The sequence below is a fragment of the uncultured Sphingomonas sp. genome (assembly GCF_937859915.1).
GTDB lineage: Bacteria > Pseudomonadota > Alphaproteobacteria > Sphingomonadales > Sphingomonadaceae > Solisphingomonas.
Map to the genome: position 1 here is coordinate 22,887 of NZ_CALMAW010000102.1, position 15,984 is coordinate 38,870.

A 15,984-nucleotide genomic window follows, 5' to 3' on the forward strand; every position below is an offset into this window, starting at 1 on the left:
CCACTGTCGCCGTTGCCGGACCCCCGCCAAAGCGACCGTCGAGGAGATTTCGGCATGGCGACGACGCGGCAATTCCATCTCGCGGCGCACCCGCGCGGGCGCGGCATCGAGGAGGGCGACTTCCGTCTGGTCGAGGTTGCGCGTCCAGTTCCAAGCCCGGGCGAGGCGCTGTTCGCGATCCGCTGGCTCGGCTTCGATCCCGCGCAGAAAGGCTGGATGGAGAATTTCGCCGACTATGCCGCGCCGATGGAGATCGGCGACGTGATGCGCGGCAGTGCGATCGGCGAGGTGATCGAGAGCCACAATCCCGTGCTGCCGGTCGGGTCGCTGCACGAAGGAATGATGGGCTGGAGCGAGCATTGGGTGAGCGACGGCAGTGGGCTGACCCCGGTCGATCCCGATCTGCCGCCGACCGCGATGCTGTCGATCCTCGGCATCACCGGGCTGACGGCGTGGCATGGCCTGTTCGTCCACGGGCGGCCGATCGCGGGCGACACGATCGTCGTGTCGGGCGCGGCCGGTGCGACCGGGTCGGTGGTCGGCCAGCTCGCCAAGGTCGCGGGTTGTCGGACGATCGGGATCGCGGGTGGCCCGGACAAATGCCGCTGGCTGACCGAGGAGGCCGGCTATGACGTCGCGATCGATTACAAGGCCGGCGAGATCAAGAAGCAGCTGCGCGCAGCGGCCCCGCAGGGCGCCAACGTCGTCTACGACAATGTCGGGGGAGCGACGCTTGACGCGATGCTCGGCGTGATCGCCGACGGCGCCCGCGTCGTGATCTGCGGGGGGATCAGTCGCTATGAAACGGGCGGACGCCCGGCCGGCCCCTCCAATTATTTCAACCTCGTGCTGCGCCGCGCGACGATGTCGGGCTTCATCGTCGTCGACCATGCCGATCGCTTCGCCGACATGCGGCGCCGGCTGCGCGACCTCGCGCTCGCCGACCGGATCCGCTGGCAGGTCGACGAGCAGGTCGGCTTCGAACAGGCGCCCGCGACGCTGCGCCGGCTGTTCGACGGCAGCAACCGCGGCAAGCAGGTGCTGCGGCTCTAGTCACGCTCGGCGTTGCAAGCCGCTTCGTTCCGCGTGCAATGACGGCGTGGAATAAGGGCAACGCTCAGGCGCGGGCCTCGGGCGATACGACCCAGCGGATCGCGTTCTCGATCAGGCGCCGGTAGACCGGATTGTCGTAGGTCTTCTGGTCGTCGCCGGGTTGAAGATAGACCAGCGGGCTGTTGACCGCGCGGCGGGTCCAGCCGATCAGCGGCGAGCCGTCCTCGTGCGCCCAGCCGTCGTTGCTGAACATCCGGCCCTCCATCGCCGCAGTCGACGAATAGAAGCCGTCGCGGACGAAATCGTGGCGTGCGCGGAGCAGCGGGGTAACGTCGCTCTCGAAGATCTCCGCCAGATAGAGCTCGTCGGTCATCGGAAACTGCGCGGGAATCCCCGCCATCACCGGATGCGCCGGCGCGACCACTTCGGCGGTGTAGTCGACCGCATGGCGATAGCCCGAGTCGGGTCGTGCGATGCCGCGCAAGGGACCCGGCCGATAGAGAAAGGCGCCGCCCAGCGCTTCGGCATAGGCCGGCCAGGCGGGCCAGCCGGCGAGCGCGTGGTGGAGCGCGACGATGCCCTTGCCCTGTTCGAGCAGCGCGCAGAAGCCGCGGCGCAAGGCGTGGCCGGGATCGACATAGCCGGGCTTGTCGGCGGTGGCGTCGAAGTCGAGGCCGGGCATGTCGTAGAGGACGAGTGCGTCATAGGGGGCCATGCCCTCGGGATTCATCAGCTGCGCGGCGGCGGGCTGGTCGACCATTGTCGCGGTGATGCCGGCCATGCCCTGGAACAGCGCGTCGAACGCCGTGCGATCGAAGGGATGGCCGCGCACCGCGACGAGCAGCTTGAGCGGCGCGTGATAGGCGATCGTCGGCATGGTCGAGTTCCAAAAAGAAGCCGGCGACCGCGGACGGCCACCGGCTTGAATGGGCAGGGGTTCAGAAGCGGAGCGTGCCTTGCAGCAGCAACTCGCGCGGACGGCCGATGCTGACCTCGATCTCGTCGGGCGTGCCGAACGGCTTTTCGTTGCCCGCGATGCCATAATATTTATTGGTCAGGTTGCGGCCGATGAAGGCGAGCTCCCACGTATCGTCGGGCTTGTGGACGCGGACCGATGCGTTGAGGCGCGCGAAGGCCTTCTGGTAGCCAGCCGGGTTCTCATTCTCGAGCAGCCAATAGCCGCTGGTGTAGTTGGCATCGGTCGACAGGCCGAGGTTCATGCCGTCGGTCAGCGGCGCGTCGTAGGTGACCCCGCCGGTGAGGCTGACCTTGGGCGCGCGCACCAGCGGCGTGCCCGAGAGATCCTGCGTCCCGTTGGCGCCGGTGCATCCCGTCGCTGCGGTCTGTCCGGCGTAGCAAGCGGCCTGCGGGAAGGCGAGATATTTGGCCTTGTTGTACCCTCCCGACAGACGGACCTGGATTGCCCGCGTCAGCTGGTAGGAGGCATCGATCTCGGCGCCGGTGGTGCGGGCGGACGCCGCATTCTTGATCGTGAACGAGGGCGGGATCGGGTTGAACGAGGTGAGCTGCAAGCCCTTGTAGGTGTAGCGATAGACCGCCGCGTTGACCGACATCCGGCCCCCGAAGAACGAGCCCTTGGCGCCGATCTCGCCGCCCTTGGTATGCTCTGGCGCGAAGCCGAGATTGCCCGCGTTCTGGCCGGCCGACAGGATCGACGGGTTGGAGAAGCCGCCCGACTTGTAACCGGTCTTGAACGCGCCGTAGAGCGTGGTGCGGCTGGTCGGGTGCCAGGTCAGCGTCGCCTCGGGCGACCAATTGCTGTCGGCGAACTTGCCCGAGCTGAACTGGCCCTCCGGTGCCACGATGCCGAACGGCACGAACAGCTGGTTGACGAAGCTGTTGCCGAGCGAGACCGTCTTGGTCTCGCGCGTGAAGCGGACGCCCGCGGCGAGCTCGAGATTCGGGCGGATGTTGTAGATCGCCTGGCCGAAGCCCGAATAGGTCTTGCCCGAATTGTTGGTCAGCAGCGTCCAGTTGTTGGTCTGCCCGTTGCGCGGATCGCCGCCGACGATCGCGATCGCGCCATCACCGCGCGTGTTGCGCCCACTCTTCTCGTAATAGGCACCGGCCGCGAAATTTAGTGGTCCCTCGAACGACGTGTTGACGCGGATTTCCTGGGTGAAGGCATGGCTGCTGTCGGCGTTGTAGCCAAGCACCAGCGCGGTCGAATCGTAGGAGAAGCTGTCGAAGCCGACGTTGTTGTAATGCCAGTAGCCGGTGACCGAGGTGATGGTCGCGTGGTCGAGCTTATAGTTCATCGTCAGCGACGACATGATCGAATGATATTGCGTGTACGGGATGCCGCCGTTCGAATTGGGATAGTGCGCCGCCACCGCCGGGTTGAGCGAGCCATCCGAATGCGAGCCGTTGAGCTTGCAGTCGCCTGCCGGGTCGCTGACGAAGGTGCCGCTCAGCAGATCGAGCGTCGAGGGATGCGCGCCGGCGCACTTGACCTCGGTACCGGCGGTCTCGCCATGATCCTTTTCCTTGTCGCCGAACACTTTGAGCGTCGCGTCGAACCGGCTGTCGGGCTTCCAGACCAGCGTACCGCGGCCGAGAAATTCGCGCGTGCCGGGATCGGTGCGATGCGCCGCACCGACCGGCGGATTGGTGGGATCGCTTGGGATCGCCACCGGCACCGCGGTGTTCTTGATGTAGCCCGCCATCGCGTCGCCGCGCATCGCGATGCGGAAGCCCAGCGTATCGGTGATCGGACCGGCGATCGCGCCTTCGACATACCGTTCATGCGCATTGAATTCATAGCCGCTGCGGATGTAGCCGGAGAGCCGCTGGGTCGGTCCGTTGGTATGGACCGAGATCACGCCGCCCGGGCTGTTCTTGCCGAAGAACAGCGCCTGGGGACCCTTGAGCACCTCGACCTGGGCGATGTCAAAGAAGCCCTGGGTGATCAGACGACCACGGCTGATCTGGAGGCCGTCGATGTTGAGCGAGACGGTCTGGTCGATGCCCGCGTCGAGTGCCGAGGAGCCGATGCCGCGGATCGAGAAGGAGGCACCGGCGCCGCCGCCGCCGGTCTTGGCGAGGATGACCTGCGGGATGAGCTGGCCGATCTTGCTAAGATCCGTGGCCGCATAGCGGTTGATGTCGGCGGCGCTGACCGCCGAAACCGCGACGGGCACCTGGAGCAGCGTCTCGTCGCGCTTGCGTGCGGTCACGATGATCTGTTCGCCGACCGGCGCCTCGGTCGTCTCCGCGCGCGCGTGGGGCGGCGGTGTCTGTGCGGGGGCTTGCGTCGTGTCGGTGGGGATGGCGGACGACGGCGTGGTCTGGGCCAGCGCGGGCGCAGCGATCGCAAGCAAGGCCGTCGATCCCAAGATCAGACGCGTCGCGTGCCGAATAGTATCGCTTTTCATGGAACTCCCCTTGGTCGCTTTGTTTGCGACGGTTTCGTCCAGGGAGCGGGCAGGCGATACTATCGAAAGTCGCAGGCGTGAGATGTTGTGTCAGTCATGTTGCAGAATCAGCGCTGCTTGATGGCATCCGCGCGGACGCCGCCGAGCCAGTCGCCGGTCAGCTGATTGTGGGCATGCGCGAGGTGATGCAGGCTGAACACCGCGTCCATGCCCGCGCGCTTGCCGGCCAGATCCTCGAGCTGGTTGAACGCCTGCTTGGCGAGCGCTAGCGCGAAGCGCGGCGCTTTGGCCGCCTTGGTTGCCATCGCCATTGCCTCGTTATCGAGTGCGTCGCGCGACACGACGCGATTGACCATGCCGAGCTGATAGGCGCGTTCCGCAGGCATGCGCTCGCCCAGATACAGGAATTCGCGCGCGATACGGGGATGCATCTCGTAGACATGCGCGAAATATTCGACCCCGGGGACGCCCATGGCGAGCACGGGATCGCTGAAGAAGGCGTCGTCGGCAGCGACGATCATGTCGGCGACCCAAGCGAGCATCAGTCCGCCCGCGATGCACGCGCCCTGGACCGCAGCGACCATCGGCTTGGGCAGCGCGCGCCAGCGGCGGCACAGCCCAAGATAGCTTTCCTGCTCGCGAACATAATTGGTCTCGGCACCGGCCGTGCCGACATGGTCGTACCAAAGCGAGCGGCGATCGGGCCACGACGCACCGAAGTCGCAACCGGGCGTGCCGATGTCGTGACCCGAGGAAAAATGCCGGCCTTCGCCGCGCAGCACGATCGCCTTGACCGCTTCGTCTGCCGCTGCGCGCGCAAACGCCTCATCGAGCGCATAGAGCAGCTGCGCGTTCTGGGCGTTGCCGAAGCGCGGCCGGTCGAGGCTGACGATCGCGAGATCGTCGCGCCGCTCGTACCGGACGGGCTGCTCCGTCTCGTAGACGGGGCCGCCCGTGCCGGCAGCGTCGCTCATGCGCCGACCCGGGCCTGCCCCTCGGCGATCATGCGCCCGATCATCACGTGCATCAGCCGGATCCGCATCTCCGAATAGAGCGCGAAGTTGACGACGCCGGTGCCCGACGATTTGAGCCCGGTCTGGACGTGCGGCAAGTTCTCCATGTCCTGCTCGAACACGGGGCCGAGCGCGCCGAGCATCGACGACGACGACCAATCCTCTTCGAGCGACAGGCGATGTTCGGTGACGGGCTTGGGCCGCGGGCCGGTCTTGGGAACGCGCTTGAGGATGATCACGTCCATGATCGAGGTGTCGGGATCGAGCCCGTTGGGCCGCCAGCGATAGACGACATTGGGGGCATAGCCCGCCCAGAAATTCATGTGCGGGAAGACGTTGTAGAGCAGCGCGTCGATGATCTCGGCGTCGGATACGTCCGAATAGTCCCAGCCGTCCTCGGCGGCGAGCGACTTGCGGGTGACTTCGCTCGCATACATGCGCGCGGTTACGCCGACTTCGAGTTCGCTCGGCGCATCCGGCGTGTCGCGCGCGGTGTTCTCCTTCTTCTTTTCCGCGACGCCGCCCTTCTTGGACGATTCGCCGCCGGAGACATGGCTGCCGCCCGCCGCCTCCATCGCCTTAAGGATGTCCATGTCGCCGAACTTGCGATCGGCCAGGACCGGGCTGACCACGCCGGTCGCGGTGAACTGGCGGGTGACGTGGTCGCTCAGCGCGTCATATTGGCTGTTCACGTCGCCGAGAAACGGCGCCAGCTGCGGATGGGTCGCGACCGTATGGTGGCTTTCCATGAATGCCTCGGCCATCACCTTCCAGTTGCACGGCACGATCTTGGAGACGTGCGCAGCCTTGTAGCGGTTGGCGAAGTCGTAGCGGTCGAAATGGTCGGCGAGCGGCTGCAGCGTGTCCATGAGAGGCGCAGCACCCGGATCGAAGTTGATGAAGATGAAGCCGCCCCAGCTTTCGACCTTCACCTCGGGCAGGCTGGTGTCCATGCGGCTGAACTGCGGGAAGTCCCAGCCGATCGGGTTGTGCTTGAAAGCGCCCGAACATTGCCAGGCGAGACCATGATATTTGCAGCGGAAGTCGACCTTGGGGCCGCTCTTGTCGACCAGCTTGCGGCCGCGGTGCAGGCAGCTGTTGTAGAAGGCCTTGACCGAGCCGTCCTGCTGGCGGGTCACGAGCAGGCTCTTGCCGACATTCTCGTAGACGAACACGTCGCCCGGATTGGGGATGTCCTCGTCGCGGCACGCCCACTGCCAGACCTTGAGCCAGACGTGGCGCACCTCCTGCGCAAAATGGCCGGGGTCAAAATAGTTGGTGACGGGTATGCCCTCGTCCCCAAGGTCACGGGTCGGGCCTTGGCGGAGATGATCCGGGATCGTGCGCGTGTCGCGCTCGAGGATGTCCTCGTAGGATTCGGACGGATGGCGGTCGGCGCGGAAATTGGTCGGCTGGTCCACAATACTCTCCGGTGCGATGGCGGATGCTGCGCGCGCCGGGACGGCGTCTGTGCATCTCTTTTAAGCTTTGACAGGGATGTCGCCCTGCCGACCGGCGGTTGCACCTAGCACATGTGATAGAAAACAATCCGGTCGTTCTGTTGCAGGATGCGCGTCCGGTTCTCCGTTCGAGCGAGCCGCCAAGGAGAGCGGAATGACCCTGGGCTTCGCACTGGAGCGGTTGCTGCCCGACAGCCTGACCGAGGAGGATCGCGGTGCCGAGCCGCCCGGCTGGCAGCAGCGCAAGAGCCTGGCCACGCGCAACGCGATGCTCGACGCCGCGCTGACCTGTCTCGCCGAGGACGGCTATGCCGGCTGCTCGCTGCAATCGGTGGCGAACCGGGCGCGGATCTCGCGCGGCGCGATGCTGCATCATTATGCGAGCAAGCTCGATCTGATGGCGGCGGTGGTCGAATATGCCTTCTATCGGCGCATGGCGGATTATCTCGATCGCATCCGCGCGCTCACCGTCGAACAGCGCGCGGTCGACAATGCCGGCGTCGCGATTTCCTATCAGGTCAGCCGCACGCAAGATTATGCGGCCTATCTCGAACTTCATGTCGCCTCGCGGACCGATCCGGCTCTGCGCGCGATCTTTCTCGACCGGGCGCGGCGCTACGACCGGGTGTGGCGTGACGAGATCGAGCGCGCCTTCCCCGAATGGGCCGGTGATCCACGGCTCGAGCTGCTCAACGACTATGTCTGGTCGGTGGTCGAGGGCTTGGCGCTCAACATCGACATCTGGGACGACGCCAGCCGCGCCGAGGCGCTGCTGCGCTTCGTCGCGCACACCATCCGCGCGGTCCGCGCCGGCACGCTTTCGGTAGGAGATATCTGACGTGGCTGCGATCCATCTGCCCCGCATCCTTCGTGTCGGCGGCGGCGCGCTTGCCGAGCTGCCCGCCGCGCTCGGCCAGTGCGGGTTGAGCCGGCCCTTCATCGTTACCGATCGCTATCTCGTCGAGAGCGGCATGGTCGCACGGCTGACCGAGGTGCTTGCTGCCGCCGGCATGACCGCCGCCATCTTCGCCGATACGGTCTCGGACCCGACCGTCGCGGTGGTCGAGGCGGTGCTCTCGGCACTCGATGCCGGCGACCACGACTGCGTTATCGGCTTCGGCGGCGGCAGCCCGATCGACACCGCCAAGGCGGTCGCGGCACTCGCCGTCACCCGCTGCCCGATCCCCAGCCTCAAGGCGCCGGCCGTCACCGACCTGCCGGGGCTGCCGATCGTCGCGGTGCCGACCACCGCGGGCACGGGATCCGAGGCGACGCGCTTCACGATCATCACCGACGAGGCATCCAACGAGAAGATGCTGTGCGCCGGGCTCGCCTTCCTGCCGACGATCGCGATCGTCGACTATGAGCTGACGATGGCCAAGCCGCGCCGGCTGACTGCCGATACCGGCATCGATTCGCTCACGCACGCGATCGAGGCCTATGTTTCGAAGCGCGCGAACCCGTTTTCCGACGCGATGGCATTGTCGGCGATGCGGCTGATCGCGCCGCATCTGCGCCGCGCCTGCGACGCCCCCGACGACCGGGTTGCGCGCGAGGCGATGATGGTCGGTGCGCATCATGCTGGGCTCGCCTTCTCGAACGCGAGCGTCGCGCTCGTGCACGGCATGAGCCGCCCGATCGGCGCCTTCTTCCACGTGCCGCACGGGCTGTCCAACGCGATGTTGCTACCCGCGATCACCGCCTTCTCGGCGCCTGCTGCACGCGTGCGCTATGCCGACTGCGCCCGCGCGATGGGCGTCGCCAGGGATGGCGAGGGCGATCAGTCCGCGGTCGCGCGACTGCTTGACGAGCTGCGCATGCTCAACATCGATCTCGGCGTGCCGACGCCCGCCGCCTATGGCATTGGCGAGGCGCGCTATATGGCGCTGATCCCGACGATGGCCGAACAGGCGCTGGCCTCGGGATCGCCTGGCAACAACCCGCGTGGCGCCGACGCCGACGAGATCGCCGAGCTTTACCGGCTTGCCTACGCATGACCCTGCCACTGGCAAAGGTGCGAGTTGTCGCGATCGCCTTTGCCGGCGCAGAGCAGCCTCAATATAACAGGAGAAGCCGATGACTGGCGACACCGCCGCCGAGCCCGATCGCTCGGTGCTGCTCGATATCTACCGGCGTGCCAATCTGATCTATCAGGCGGACGAGAAGTTTCGCACGATGATCATGGGGGGGCAGCTCCAGATCATCTATTACAGTCCGCGCGGGCAGGAGATCCTGTCGGCGGCGCTGATGGCGGCGCTCAACCCCGACGATTATCTGGTCACCACCTATCGCGGTGTCCACGACCAGCTCGCCAAGGGCATTCCGCCGCGCGACCTGTGGGCCGAATTTGCCGGCAAGAAGACCGGCACCTGCAAGGGCAAGGGCGGCCCGATGCACATCACCCACCCCGAGACCGGCGTGATGGTGACCACCGGGATCGTCGGCTCGGGTCTGCCCATCGCCAACGGCCTCGCGCTCGCCAGCCAGCTCGAAGGCGACGGCAAGGTGACGGTGGTCTGCTTCGGCGACGCCGCCTCGAACATCGGCGCCTTCCACGAGAGCCTCAACATGGCGCAGATCTGGAAGCTGCCGGTCATTTTCGTCTGCCAGAACAACCTCTATGGCGAGCACACGCCGCAGGCGATGTCGACCGGCGCCAAGGAGCTGATCGATCGCGCCCCGGGCTACGGCATCAAGGGCGTCCAGGTGAACGGCAACGACGCCTTCGCGATGTACCAGGCCGCCAGCGAAGCCGCGGCGCGCGCGCGCGCCGGCGAGGGGCCGACCTTCATCGAGGCGAAGACCTTCCGCTTCTTCGGTCATCTGCTAGGCGACGACAGCCATTATATTCCCAAGGAGGAGATGGCGGCCGCCAAGCTCGCCGATCCGATCCCGGGCTATCGCAAGGCGCTGCTCGAGCGGCAGGTCTCCGAGGCCGAGCTCGACGCGATCGACGCCGAAATCGCCGAGGTGGTCGCCGAGGCGGCCGCGCATGCGCTCGCCAGCGACTATCCCGACACGGACGAGATCCGGATCGATGTTTTGGGCATGGAGATCGCGGCATGAACGCCGAGACGCCGGTAAAGGCGAAGAAGATCAACTTCGCGCAGGCGATCAACCTGGCGATGGACGAGGCAATGGCCGCGGACAAGCGCGTCATCCTGCTCGGCGAGGACATTGCCGACGGCCAGGGCGGCGGCGTGTTCACTGCCACCAAGGGCCTGTCGACCAAATATGGGGTCGCGCGCGTCCGCTCGACCCCGATTTCCGAGCAGGCGATCGTGGGGGCGGCGGTCGGCGCGGCGATCGTCGGCTATCGGCCGGTCGCCGAGATCATGCTGATGAACTTCATCACGGTCGCGATGGACCAGGTCGTCAACCATGCCGCCAAGCTGCGCTTCATGTCGGGCGGCCAGACCAGCGTGCCGCTCACCATCCGCACCGCGACGGGCGCGGGGGTCGGCTTCGGCGGCCAGCATTCGGACATGCTCGAGGCGTGGTTCGCGCACGTCCCCGGCCTCAAGGTGGTGACCGCGTCCAATCCCGCCGATGCCAAGGGGCTGCTGCTCGCCTGCATCCAGGACGACGACCCGTGCATCTTCATCGAGAACACCGCGTCCTACGGCGTGTCGGGCCCGGCGCCCGAGCCGGGCTATGTCGTCCCGCTCGGCAAGGCAACGGTCGCCCGCGAGGGCAGCGACGTGACCGTGATCGGCTATGGCGCGGTGATCGGCCATGCGCTCGCGGTCGCCAAGGAGATGGAGGCGGACGGCGTCTCGGTCGAGGTGATCGATCTGCGCACGATCGCGCCCTATGACGAGGCGGCGGTGCTGGCCTCGGTCGGCAAGACCAAGCGCGCCGTGGTGGTGCACGAGGCGGTGCGCAAATTCGGCGTCGGTGCCGAGATCAGCGCGCTGATCCACGAACATCTGTTCGACGAACTCAAGGCGCCGGTGCAGCGCGTCGGCTCGGCCTATGCGCCGGTGCCCTTCTCGCCTGCGCTCGAAAAAGCATATCTCTACAGCCGCGACGACATCGCCGCGGCCATCCACAAGACGATGGGGCGTTAAGATGGCGACCGAAATCCGCATTCCCAAGATCGGCATCAGCATGACCGAAGCGACGCTCAGCGAGTGGCTCGTCGCCGATGGCGCGGCAGTCGAGGCGGGTACGCCGCTCTATGCGATCGAAATGGACAAATCGACCAACGAGGTCGACGCGCCCGCCTCGGGCACGCTCAAGATCCTCGGCGAGGTCGGCGAGGTCTATGAAGTCGGCACGCTGGTCGCGACGATCGAATAGCATGAAGCTCTACACATCTGTCGGCCCCAATCCGCGCGTCGCCCGGATGTTCGCCGCCGAGAAGGGGATCGCGCTCGACCTGGCCGAGATCGACATTCTGGCCGGCGACAACCGACAGGATTCTTATCTGGCGGTCAATCCGTTCGGCGGAACGCCCGCGCTGGTGCTCGACGACGGCGCGGTCCTGACCGAAACGACCGCGATCTGCGAATATCTCGACGAGACGGGGCCAGGTCCATCGCTGATCGGCGACACGCCCGAGCGCCGCGCCGAGACGCGGATGTGGACGCGGCGGATCGATCTCGGTTTTGCCGAGCCGCTGACGCTCGGCTTCCGCGCAGCGGAGGGGCGCGCGATGTTCGCGCCGCGCGTGATCGTCGCCGACGAAGCGGCAGCCGACGATCTCAAGGCGATGGCGTTCGCCACGCTCGACCGGCTCGACGCGCACTGTGCCGGCCGCGCGCAGGTGGCGGGCGACGCGGTGACGCTTGCCGACATCCTGCTGTTCTGCTTCGTCGAGTTCGCGTTGCTCGTCGGCATGACACCGCTCGCCGGCCGCCCGTGGCTGGCAACCTGGCATGCGGCGATGGCGGCACGGCCGTCGGCTTCGGCATGACGCGTCGCCCGGCCGTGCGCGCTATCACTTTCCGGAGGTTGCGCGGCATCCAGGCCCATCGCTTAGTGACGCGATGACCATCTCTACTGATAGCGACGCGCTCGCCGACCGCCTCGAGGCGCTGGGGCTGCCCCGCGGCTCCTACACCGTCAAGCCGCACGACCGCCTGCGCAAGGTGATCGGACCGACAGCGCGCGCGACATCCCGCATTTCCCGCTGACGATGGAGATCGGGCTCGACGCACTGCTCGCCGCACGGGCTAACCACAATGCCGGCGAGGGTGCGACGAAGCTCTCGGTCAACGACCTCGTCGTCAAGGCGTCGGCGCTGGCGCTGGCGGATGTGCCCGAGGCGAACGTCAGCTACATGCCCGAGGGAATGCTGCAGCATGCTGCAGCCGATGTTGCGGTCGCGGTCGCGGTCAAGGGCGGTCTGATGACCCCGATCGTGCGTGGCGCCGACATCAAGCCGGTCGCGACGATCGCCGCCGAACTGCGCGATCTTGCCGACCGTGCGCAGCGGTTCCGGCTGCAGCCCGACGAATATAGCGGCGGCAGCTTTACCGTCTCGAATCTCGGCATGTTCGGGGTCGCGAGCTTCGGGTCGATCCTCAACCCGCCGCAGGCGGCGATCCTGTCTGTCGGCGCGGCGCGCAAGCGGCCGATACTGCGCGACGGTCAGTTGGCGGAAGAGACGTTCATGGCGGTAACGCTGACCTGCGATCACCGCGCGCTCGACGGCGCGATCGGGGCGCGCTGGCTGCAGGCGTTCCGCGCGCTGATCGAGGCGCCCGAGCGGGTGTTCGCCTGATGCCCGCGCCGTCGCTGCCCACCTCGCTGCAGGATCTGATCGACCGCGCGACGATCGGCGATACGGTTTTCGCCTATGCGACCGGAATCGATCGGCGCGACTGGGCGCTGTATCGCTCGATCTTCGCGGACACGGTCGAATTCGATTTCGAGACGTGGTCCGGTGTGCCGGCATCGATGATCGCCGCAGACGATTGGGTCGCCTCGGTCCGCGCGACGCTGGCCTGCTTCGATGCGACCGCGCATGTGCTCACCAATCCGGTGATCACGCTCGCCGACAACGACGCGACGATCGTGCTGCACATGACCGCCACGCATTATCTCGACGGCGAGACGCAGGTGCTCGGCGGCTATTATTCGCACCGCCTGCTACGCCAGGGCAGCGGATGGAAGATCGTCGGCTGCCGGCTGGTGATCACCTGGGAGCAGGGGGATCGCGCGCTGTTCGAGCGCGCGAGCCGGCGAGGACCGCGCGCGCGGATCGATGTTGGTATGGAAGGATCGTGAGATGAGCGGGCGGTTGCAGGACAAGGTCGCGTTGGTGACCGGTGGCGCCTCCGGCCTCGGCGAGGCGATCACGCGGCGCTACGTCGCCGAAGGCGCACGCGTCGTCGTCGCCGACATCGACGAGACCGCCGGGATCGCGCTGGTTGCCGAACTCGGCGCCTCGGCGTCCTTCCTGGCGCTCGACGTGACGCAGGAGGCGGGCTGGATCGCGACCTTCGCAGCGGTCGACGCGTCGCATGGGCGGCTCGACGTCCTGGTCAACAACGCCGGCATCACCACCGTCGGATCGATCGAGGATCTCGACCTCGCAGGGTTCAGGACGATGCTCGACATCGACCTTGTCGGCGTGTTCCTCGGCTGCAAGCATGTCGTGCCGCTGATGAAGCGCACCGGCGGATCGGTGATCAACATGTCGTCGATGTGCGGCATCCGCGCCGAGGCCGATCTGGTCGGCTACAACGCCGCCAAGGCGGGCGTGACGATGCTGACCAAGTCGGTCGCGCTGCATTATGCGCGCTCGAAATACGGCATGCGCTGCAACTCGGTGCACCCTGGCGCGGTTCACACCCCGATCCTCGAGAAGGTGATGTCGCAGGTGGCCGAGCCGCAGAAACTCTATGACGGATGGGTGGCGGGCCATCCCATCGGTCGCCTCGGCAAGCCCGAGGAGATCGCCGGGCTTGCGGTCTATCTGGCCTCCGACGAAGCCGGCTTCGCGACCGGCGCCGAATTCGTCATCGATGGCGGCTCTTCACTCTAGGATATCGCATGAAACTCGAATCTCTTGCCGCGATCGTCACCGGCGGCGCCTCCGGACTGGGCTGGGCGACCGCGGAAATGCTCGCCGCCGGCGGCGCGCGGGTGACGATCGTCGATCTTAACGCCGAGGTCGGCGAAGCGCAGGCCGCCAGGATCGGCGGTCTGTTCGTCCGTGCCGACGTCGCCGACGACGAGAGCGTCGAGGCGGCGATCGCCACCGCCGAGGCCGCGCACGGCATCGCCCGCGTGCTGGTCAATTGCGCGGGTATCGCACCCGCCATCAAGACCGTCGGCCGCGACAATGTCGTGCATCCGCTCGCCGCCTTCCGCAAGGCGGTGGAGGTCAATCTGATCGGCAGCTTCAACATGCTGTCCAAATTCGCCGCCCGGCTGGCGACCGTGGAGCCGATCGGCGAGGAGCGCGGCGTGATCGTCAACACCGCCTCGGTCGCGGCGTTCGACGGGCAGATCGGGCAGATCGCCTATGCCGCGTCCAAGGCGGGCGTGGCCGGCATGACGCTACCCGCCGCGCGCGACCTGTCGCAACACAAGATCCGCGTGATGACGATCGCGCCGGGCATCTTCCTTACCCCGATGCTGATGGGCCTGCCGCAGGCCGCGCAGGACAGCCTGGGTACGCAGGTGCCGCACCCGAGCCGGCTCGGGCGCCCCGAGGAATATGCGCAGCTGGTCGCGAGCATCATCGCCAATCCGATGCTCAACGGCGACGTGATCCGGCTCGATGGCGCGATCCGGATGGCACCGCGATGACCGCCGTGGGAGCCGAACGCGCCGCCGAGATCGCGGCCAAGGTCGAGGCGTTCGTGCGCGCGACAATCATTCCCTATGAGCGCGATCCGCGGCGCGATCATCATGGCCCGAGCGACGAGATGGTGTTGGAGATGCGCGAAAAGGCGCGCGCTGCCGGCGTGCTCACTCCGCATATTCTCGCCGACGGCGCGCATCTCTCGCAGCGCGAGACGGCGCTGGTGCTGCGCAAGTCGGGTCTGTCGCCGTTGGGGCCGCTCGCCTGCAACACTGCGGCGCCCGACGAGGGCAATATGTATCTGCTCGGCAAGGTCGCCAGCGCGGAGCAGAAGACGCGCTTCCTCGATCCGCTGGTGTCGGGCGCGGCGCGATCGGCCTTTTTCATGACCGAGCCGGCCGAGGATGGCGGCGCGGGCTCCGACCCCTCGATGATGCAGACGACGTGCCGGCTCGACGGCAATCATTGGGTGATCAACGGGCGCAAGAAGTTCATCACCGGCGCGGAGGGCGCCCGGGTCGGCATCGTCATGGCCAAGTCCGACGCGACCGACGGCACCGGCGGCGCCTGCCTGTTCCTCGTCGATCTGCCCGATCCGGCGATCCGCACGCTGCGCGTGATCGACACGATCGACAGCTCGATGCCGGGTGGCCATGCCGAGATCGCGATCGACGATCTCCGCGTGCCCGCCGACCAGATGCTGGGATCGAGCGGCGAGGGTTTCAAATATGCCCAGATCCGCCTCTCGCCCGCGCGCTTGTCGCATTGCATGCGCTGGCTCGGCGTCGCGACGCGCGCGCACGAGATCGCCACCGACTATGCCTGCCGCCGCCATGCCTTCGGCAAGCCGCTGGTCGATCATGAGGGCGTCGGCTTCATGCTCGCGGACAATCTGATCGATCTCCAGCAGTCCGAACTGATCATCGACTGGTGCGCGGACATTCTCGACAGCGGATCGCTGGGCACTGCCGAGAGCTCGATGGCCAAGGTCGCGGTGTCGGACGCGCTGTTTCGCGTCGCGGATCGCTGCGTCCAGGTGATGGGGGGGACGGGCGTCTCTGGCGACACGATCGTCGAGCAGGCATTCCGCGAGATCCGCGCCTTCCGCATCTATGACGGGCCGACCGAAGTCCACAAATGGTCGCTCGCCAAGAAGATCAAGCGCGACTGGAAAGCCTTGCAGGGATGACCGCGGTCGATGGCAGCGGCACGACCGCGGTCCGCGCGGGTTTCGGCTTTGACCTCGGCCGCCTCACCGATTGGATGACCGCGCATGTCGACGGCTTCGCGGGGCCGATCACGGT

The 15,984-nt window shown here is 66.8% G+C and carries 17 protein-coding genes; 13 read left to right on the forward strand and 4 right to left on the reverse strand.

Annotated elements, in window-relative coordinates; translation table 11 throughout:
• The first annotated feature begins 54 nt into the window (after positions 1 to 54).
• The gene (locus tag Q0326_RS13560) at positions 55 to 1,053 is read left to right on the forward strand and encodes an NADP-dependent oxidoreductase (RefSeq protein ID WP_298691366.1); all 999 of its coding nucleotides are present in this window, start codon (positions 55 to 57) and stop codon (positions 1,051 to 1,053) included.
• Positions 1,054 to 1,117: 64 nt separating this feature from the next.
• On the opposite strand, the gene Q0326_RS13565 is transcribed toward Q0326_RS13560, so the two are convergent.
• The 4 genes from Q0326_RS13565 to Q0326_RS13580 form a co-directional block, all read right to left on the reverse strand.
• Entirely contained in the window at positions 1,118 to 1,930 is an 813-nt protein-coding gene (locus Q0326_RS13565) for a ThuA domain-containing protein (protein WP_298691368.1), read from the reverse strand.
• A gap of 61 nt (positions 1,931 to 1,991) precedes the next feature.
• A complete protein-coding gene (locus tag Q0326_RS13570) occupies positions 1,992 to 4,394 on the reverse strand; it encodes a TonB-dependent receptor (protein WP_298691370.1) in 2,403 nt (800 codons plus the stop codon).
• A 161-nt stretch (positions 4,395 to 4,555) separates the two neighbouring features.
• Positions 4,556 to 5,422 (reverse strand): enoyl-CoA hydratase, encoded by an 867-nt coding sequence (locus tag Q0326_RS13575; protein ID WP_298691372.1) that lies wholly within the window; start codon positions 5,420 to 5,422, stop codon positions 4,556 to 4,558.
• The gene (locus tag Q0326_RS13580) at positions 5,419 to 6,882 is read right to left on the reverse strand and encodes an aromatic ring-hydroxylating dioxygenase subunit alpha (RefSeq protein ID WP_298691374.1); all 1,464 of its coding nucleotides are present in this window, start codon (positions 6,880 to 6,882) and stop codon (positions 5,419 to 5,421) included. The genes Q0326_RS13575 and Q0326_RS13580 overlap by 4 nt, the downstream gene beginning before the upstream one ends.
• A 193-nt stretch (positions 6,883 to 7,075) precedes the next feature.
• Between Q0326_RS13580 and Q0326_RS13585 the strand changes: the two genes are divergently transcribed.
• From Q0326_RS13585 to Q0326_RS13640, 12 genes are all read left to right on the forward strand, one after another.
• Positions 7,076 to 7,759 (forward strand): TetR/AcrR family transcriptional regulator, encoded by a 684-nt coding sequence (locus Q0326_RS13585; RefSeq protein ID WP_298691376.1) that lies wholly within the window; start codon positions 7,076 to 7,078, stop codon positions 7,757 to 7,759.
• Position 7,760: 1 nt separating this feature from the next.
• Positions 7,761 to 8,918 carry an iron-containing alcohol dehydrogenase gene (locus tag Q0326_RS13590; protein WP_298691378.1) on the forward strand — a complete coding sequence of 386 codons (1,158 nt, stop codon included), beginning with the start codon at positions 7,761 to 7,763 and terminating at the stop codon, positions 8,916 to 8,918.
• A 79-nt stretch (positions 8,919 to 8,997) separates the two neighbouring features.
• Positions 8,998 to 9,987 carry a thiamine pyrophosphate-dependent dehydrogenase E1 component subunit alpha gene (locus tag Q0326_RS13595; RefSeq protein WP_298691380.1) on the forward strand — a complete coding sequence of 330 codons (990 nt, stop codon included), beginning with the start codon at positions 8,998 to 9,000 and terminating at the stop codon, positions 9,985 to 9,987.
• Positions 9,984 to 10,991, forward strand: a complete 1,008-nt coding sequence (locus Q0326_RS13600) for an alpha-ketoacid dehydrogenase subunit beta (protein WP_298691382.1) — start codon at positions 9,984 to 9,986, stop codon at positions 10,989 to 10,991. Before Q0326_RS13595 ends, Q0326_RS13600 begins: the two co-directional genes overlap by 4 nt.
• Before the next feature lies 1 nt (position 10,992).
• The gene (locus tag Q0326_RS13605) at positions 10,993 to 11,223 is read left to right on the forward strand and encodes a lipoyl domain-containing protein (protein ID WP_298691384.1); all 231 of its coding nucleotides are present in this window, start codon (positions 10,993 to 10,995) and stop codon (positions 11,221 to 11,223) included.
• 1 nt (position 11,224) lies between these two features.
• Entirely contained in the window at positions 11,225 to 11,839 is a 615-nt protein-coding gene (locus tag Q0326_RS13610) for a glutathione S-transferase family protein (protein WP_298691386.1), read from the forward strand.
• 73 nt (positions 11,840 to 11,912) lie between these two features.
• Positions 11,913 to 12,059, forward strand: coding sequence for a hypothetical protein (locus tag Q0326_RS13615; RefSeq protein WP_298691388.1), 147 nt, complete (start codon positions 11,913 to 11,915; stop codon positions 12,057 to 12,059).
• A 2-nt stretch (positions 12,060 to 12,061) separates the two neighbouring features.
• Positions 12,062 to 12,649, forward strand: a complete 588-nt coding sequence (locus Q0326_RS13620) for a 2-oxo acid dehydrogenase subunit E2 (RefSeq protein ID WP_298691390.1) — start codon at positions 12,062 to 12,064, stop codon at positions 12,647 to 12,649.
• Positions 12,649 to 13,155, forward strand: coding sequence for a nuclear transport factor 2 family protein (locus Q0326_RS13625; protein ID WP_298691392.1), 507 nt, complete (start codon positions 12,649 to 12,651; stop codon positions 13,153 to 13,155). Before Q0326_RS13620 ends, Q0326_RS13625 begins: the two co-directional genes overlap by 1 nt.
• A gap of 1 nt (position 13,156) precedes the next feature.
• The gene (locus Q0326_RS13630) at positions 13,157 to 13,915 is read left to right on the forward strand and encodes a glucose 1-dehydrogenase (protein ID WP_298691394.1); all 759 of its coding nucleotides are present in this window, start codon (positions 13,157 to 13,159) and stop codon (positions 13,913 to 13,915) included.
• 8 nt (positions 13,916 to 13,923) lie between these two features.
• Positions 13,924 to 14,685, forward strand: coding sequence for an SDR family NAD(P)-dependent oxidoreductase (locus Q0326_RS13635; protein WP_298691396.1), 762 nt, complete (start codon positions 13,924 to 13,926; stop codon positions 14,683 to 14,685).
• Positions 14,682 to 15,869, forward strand: a complete 1,188-nt coding sequence (locus Q0326_RS13640; RefSeq protein ID WP_298691398.1) for an acyl-CoA dehydrogenase family protein — start codon at positions 14,682 to 14,684, stop codon at positions 15,867 to 15,869. Before Q0326_RS13635 ends, Q0326_RS13640 begins: the two co-directional genes overlap by 4 nt.
• Positions 15,870 to 15,984: the final 115 nt, after the last annotated feature.

Bases quoted from the DNA above. Each gene is read 5' to 3' on its own strand.
- Q0326_RS13640 (WP_298691398.1), top strand. From the start codon at position 14,682: ATGACCGCCGTGGGAGCCGAACGCGCCGCCGAGATCGCGGCCAAGGTC.
- Q0326_RS13620 (WP_298691390.1), top strand. From the start codon at position 12,062: ATGGAGATCGGGCTCGACGCACTGCTCGCCGCACGGGCTAACCACAAT.
- Q0326_RS13635 (WP_298691396.1), top strand. From the start codon at position 13,924: ATGAAACTCGAATCTCTTGCCGCGATCGTCACCGGCGGCGCCTCCGGA.
- Q0326_RS13595 (WP_298691380.1), top strand. From the start codon at position 8,998: ATGACTGGCGACACCGCCGCCGAGCCCGATCGCTCGGTGCTGCTCGAT.
- Q0326_RS13565 (WP_298691368.1), bottom strand. From the start codon at position 1,930: ATGCCGACGATCGCCTATCACGCGCCGCTCAAGCTGCTCGTCGCGGTG.
- Q0326_RS13605 (WP_298691384.1), top strand. From the start codon at position 10,993: ATGGCGACCGAAATCCGCATTCCCAAGATCGGCATCAGCATGACCGAA.
- Q0326_RS13630 (WP_298691394.1), top strand. From the start codon at position 13,157: ATGAGCGGGCGGTTGCAGGACAAGGTCGCGTTGGTGACCGGTGGCGCC.
- Q0326_RS13615 (WP_298691388.1), top strand. From the start codon at position 11,913: ATGACCATCTCTACTGATAGCGACGCGCTCGCCGACCGCCTCGAGGCG.
- Q0326_RS13560 (WP_298691366.1), top strand. From the start codon at position 55: ATGGCGACGACGCGGCAATTCCATCTCGCGGCGCACCCGCGCGGGCGC.
- Q0326_RS13575 (WP_298691372.1), bottom strand. From the start codon at position 5,422: ATGAGCGACGCTGCCGGCACGGGCGGCCCCGTCTACGAGACGGAGCAG.
- Q0326_RS13600 (WP_298691382.1), top strand. From the start codon at position 9,984: ATGAACGCCGAGACGCCGGTAAAGGCGAAGAAGATCAACTTCGCGCAG.
- Q0326_RS13610 (WP_298691386.1), top strand. From the start codon at position 11,225: ATGAAGCTCTACACATCTGTCGGCCCCAATCCGCGCGTCGCCCGGATG.
- Q0326_RS13585 (WP_298691376.1), top strand. From the start codon at position 7,076: ATGACCCTGGGCTTCGCACTGGAGCGGTTGCTGCCCGACAGCCTGACC.
- Q0326_RS13625 (WP_298691392.1), top strand. From the start codon at position 12,649: ATGCCCGCGCCGTCGCTGCCCACCTCGCTGCAGGATCTGATCGACCGC.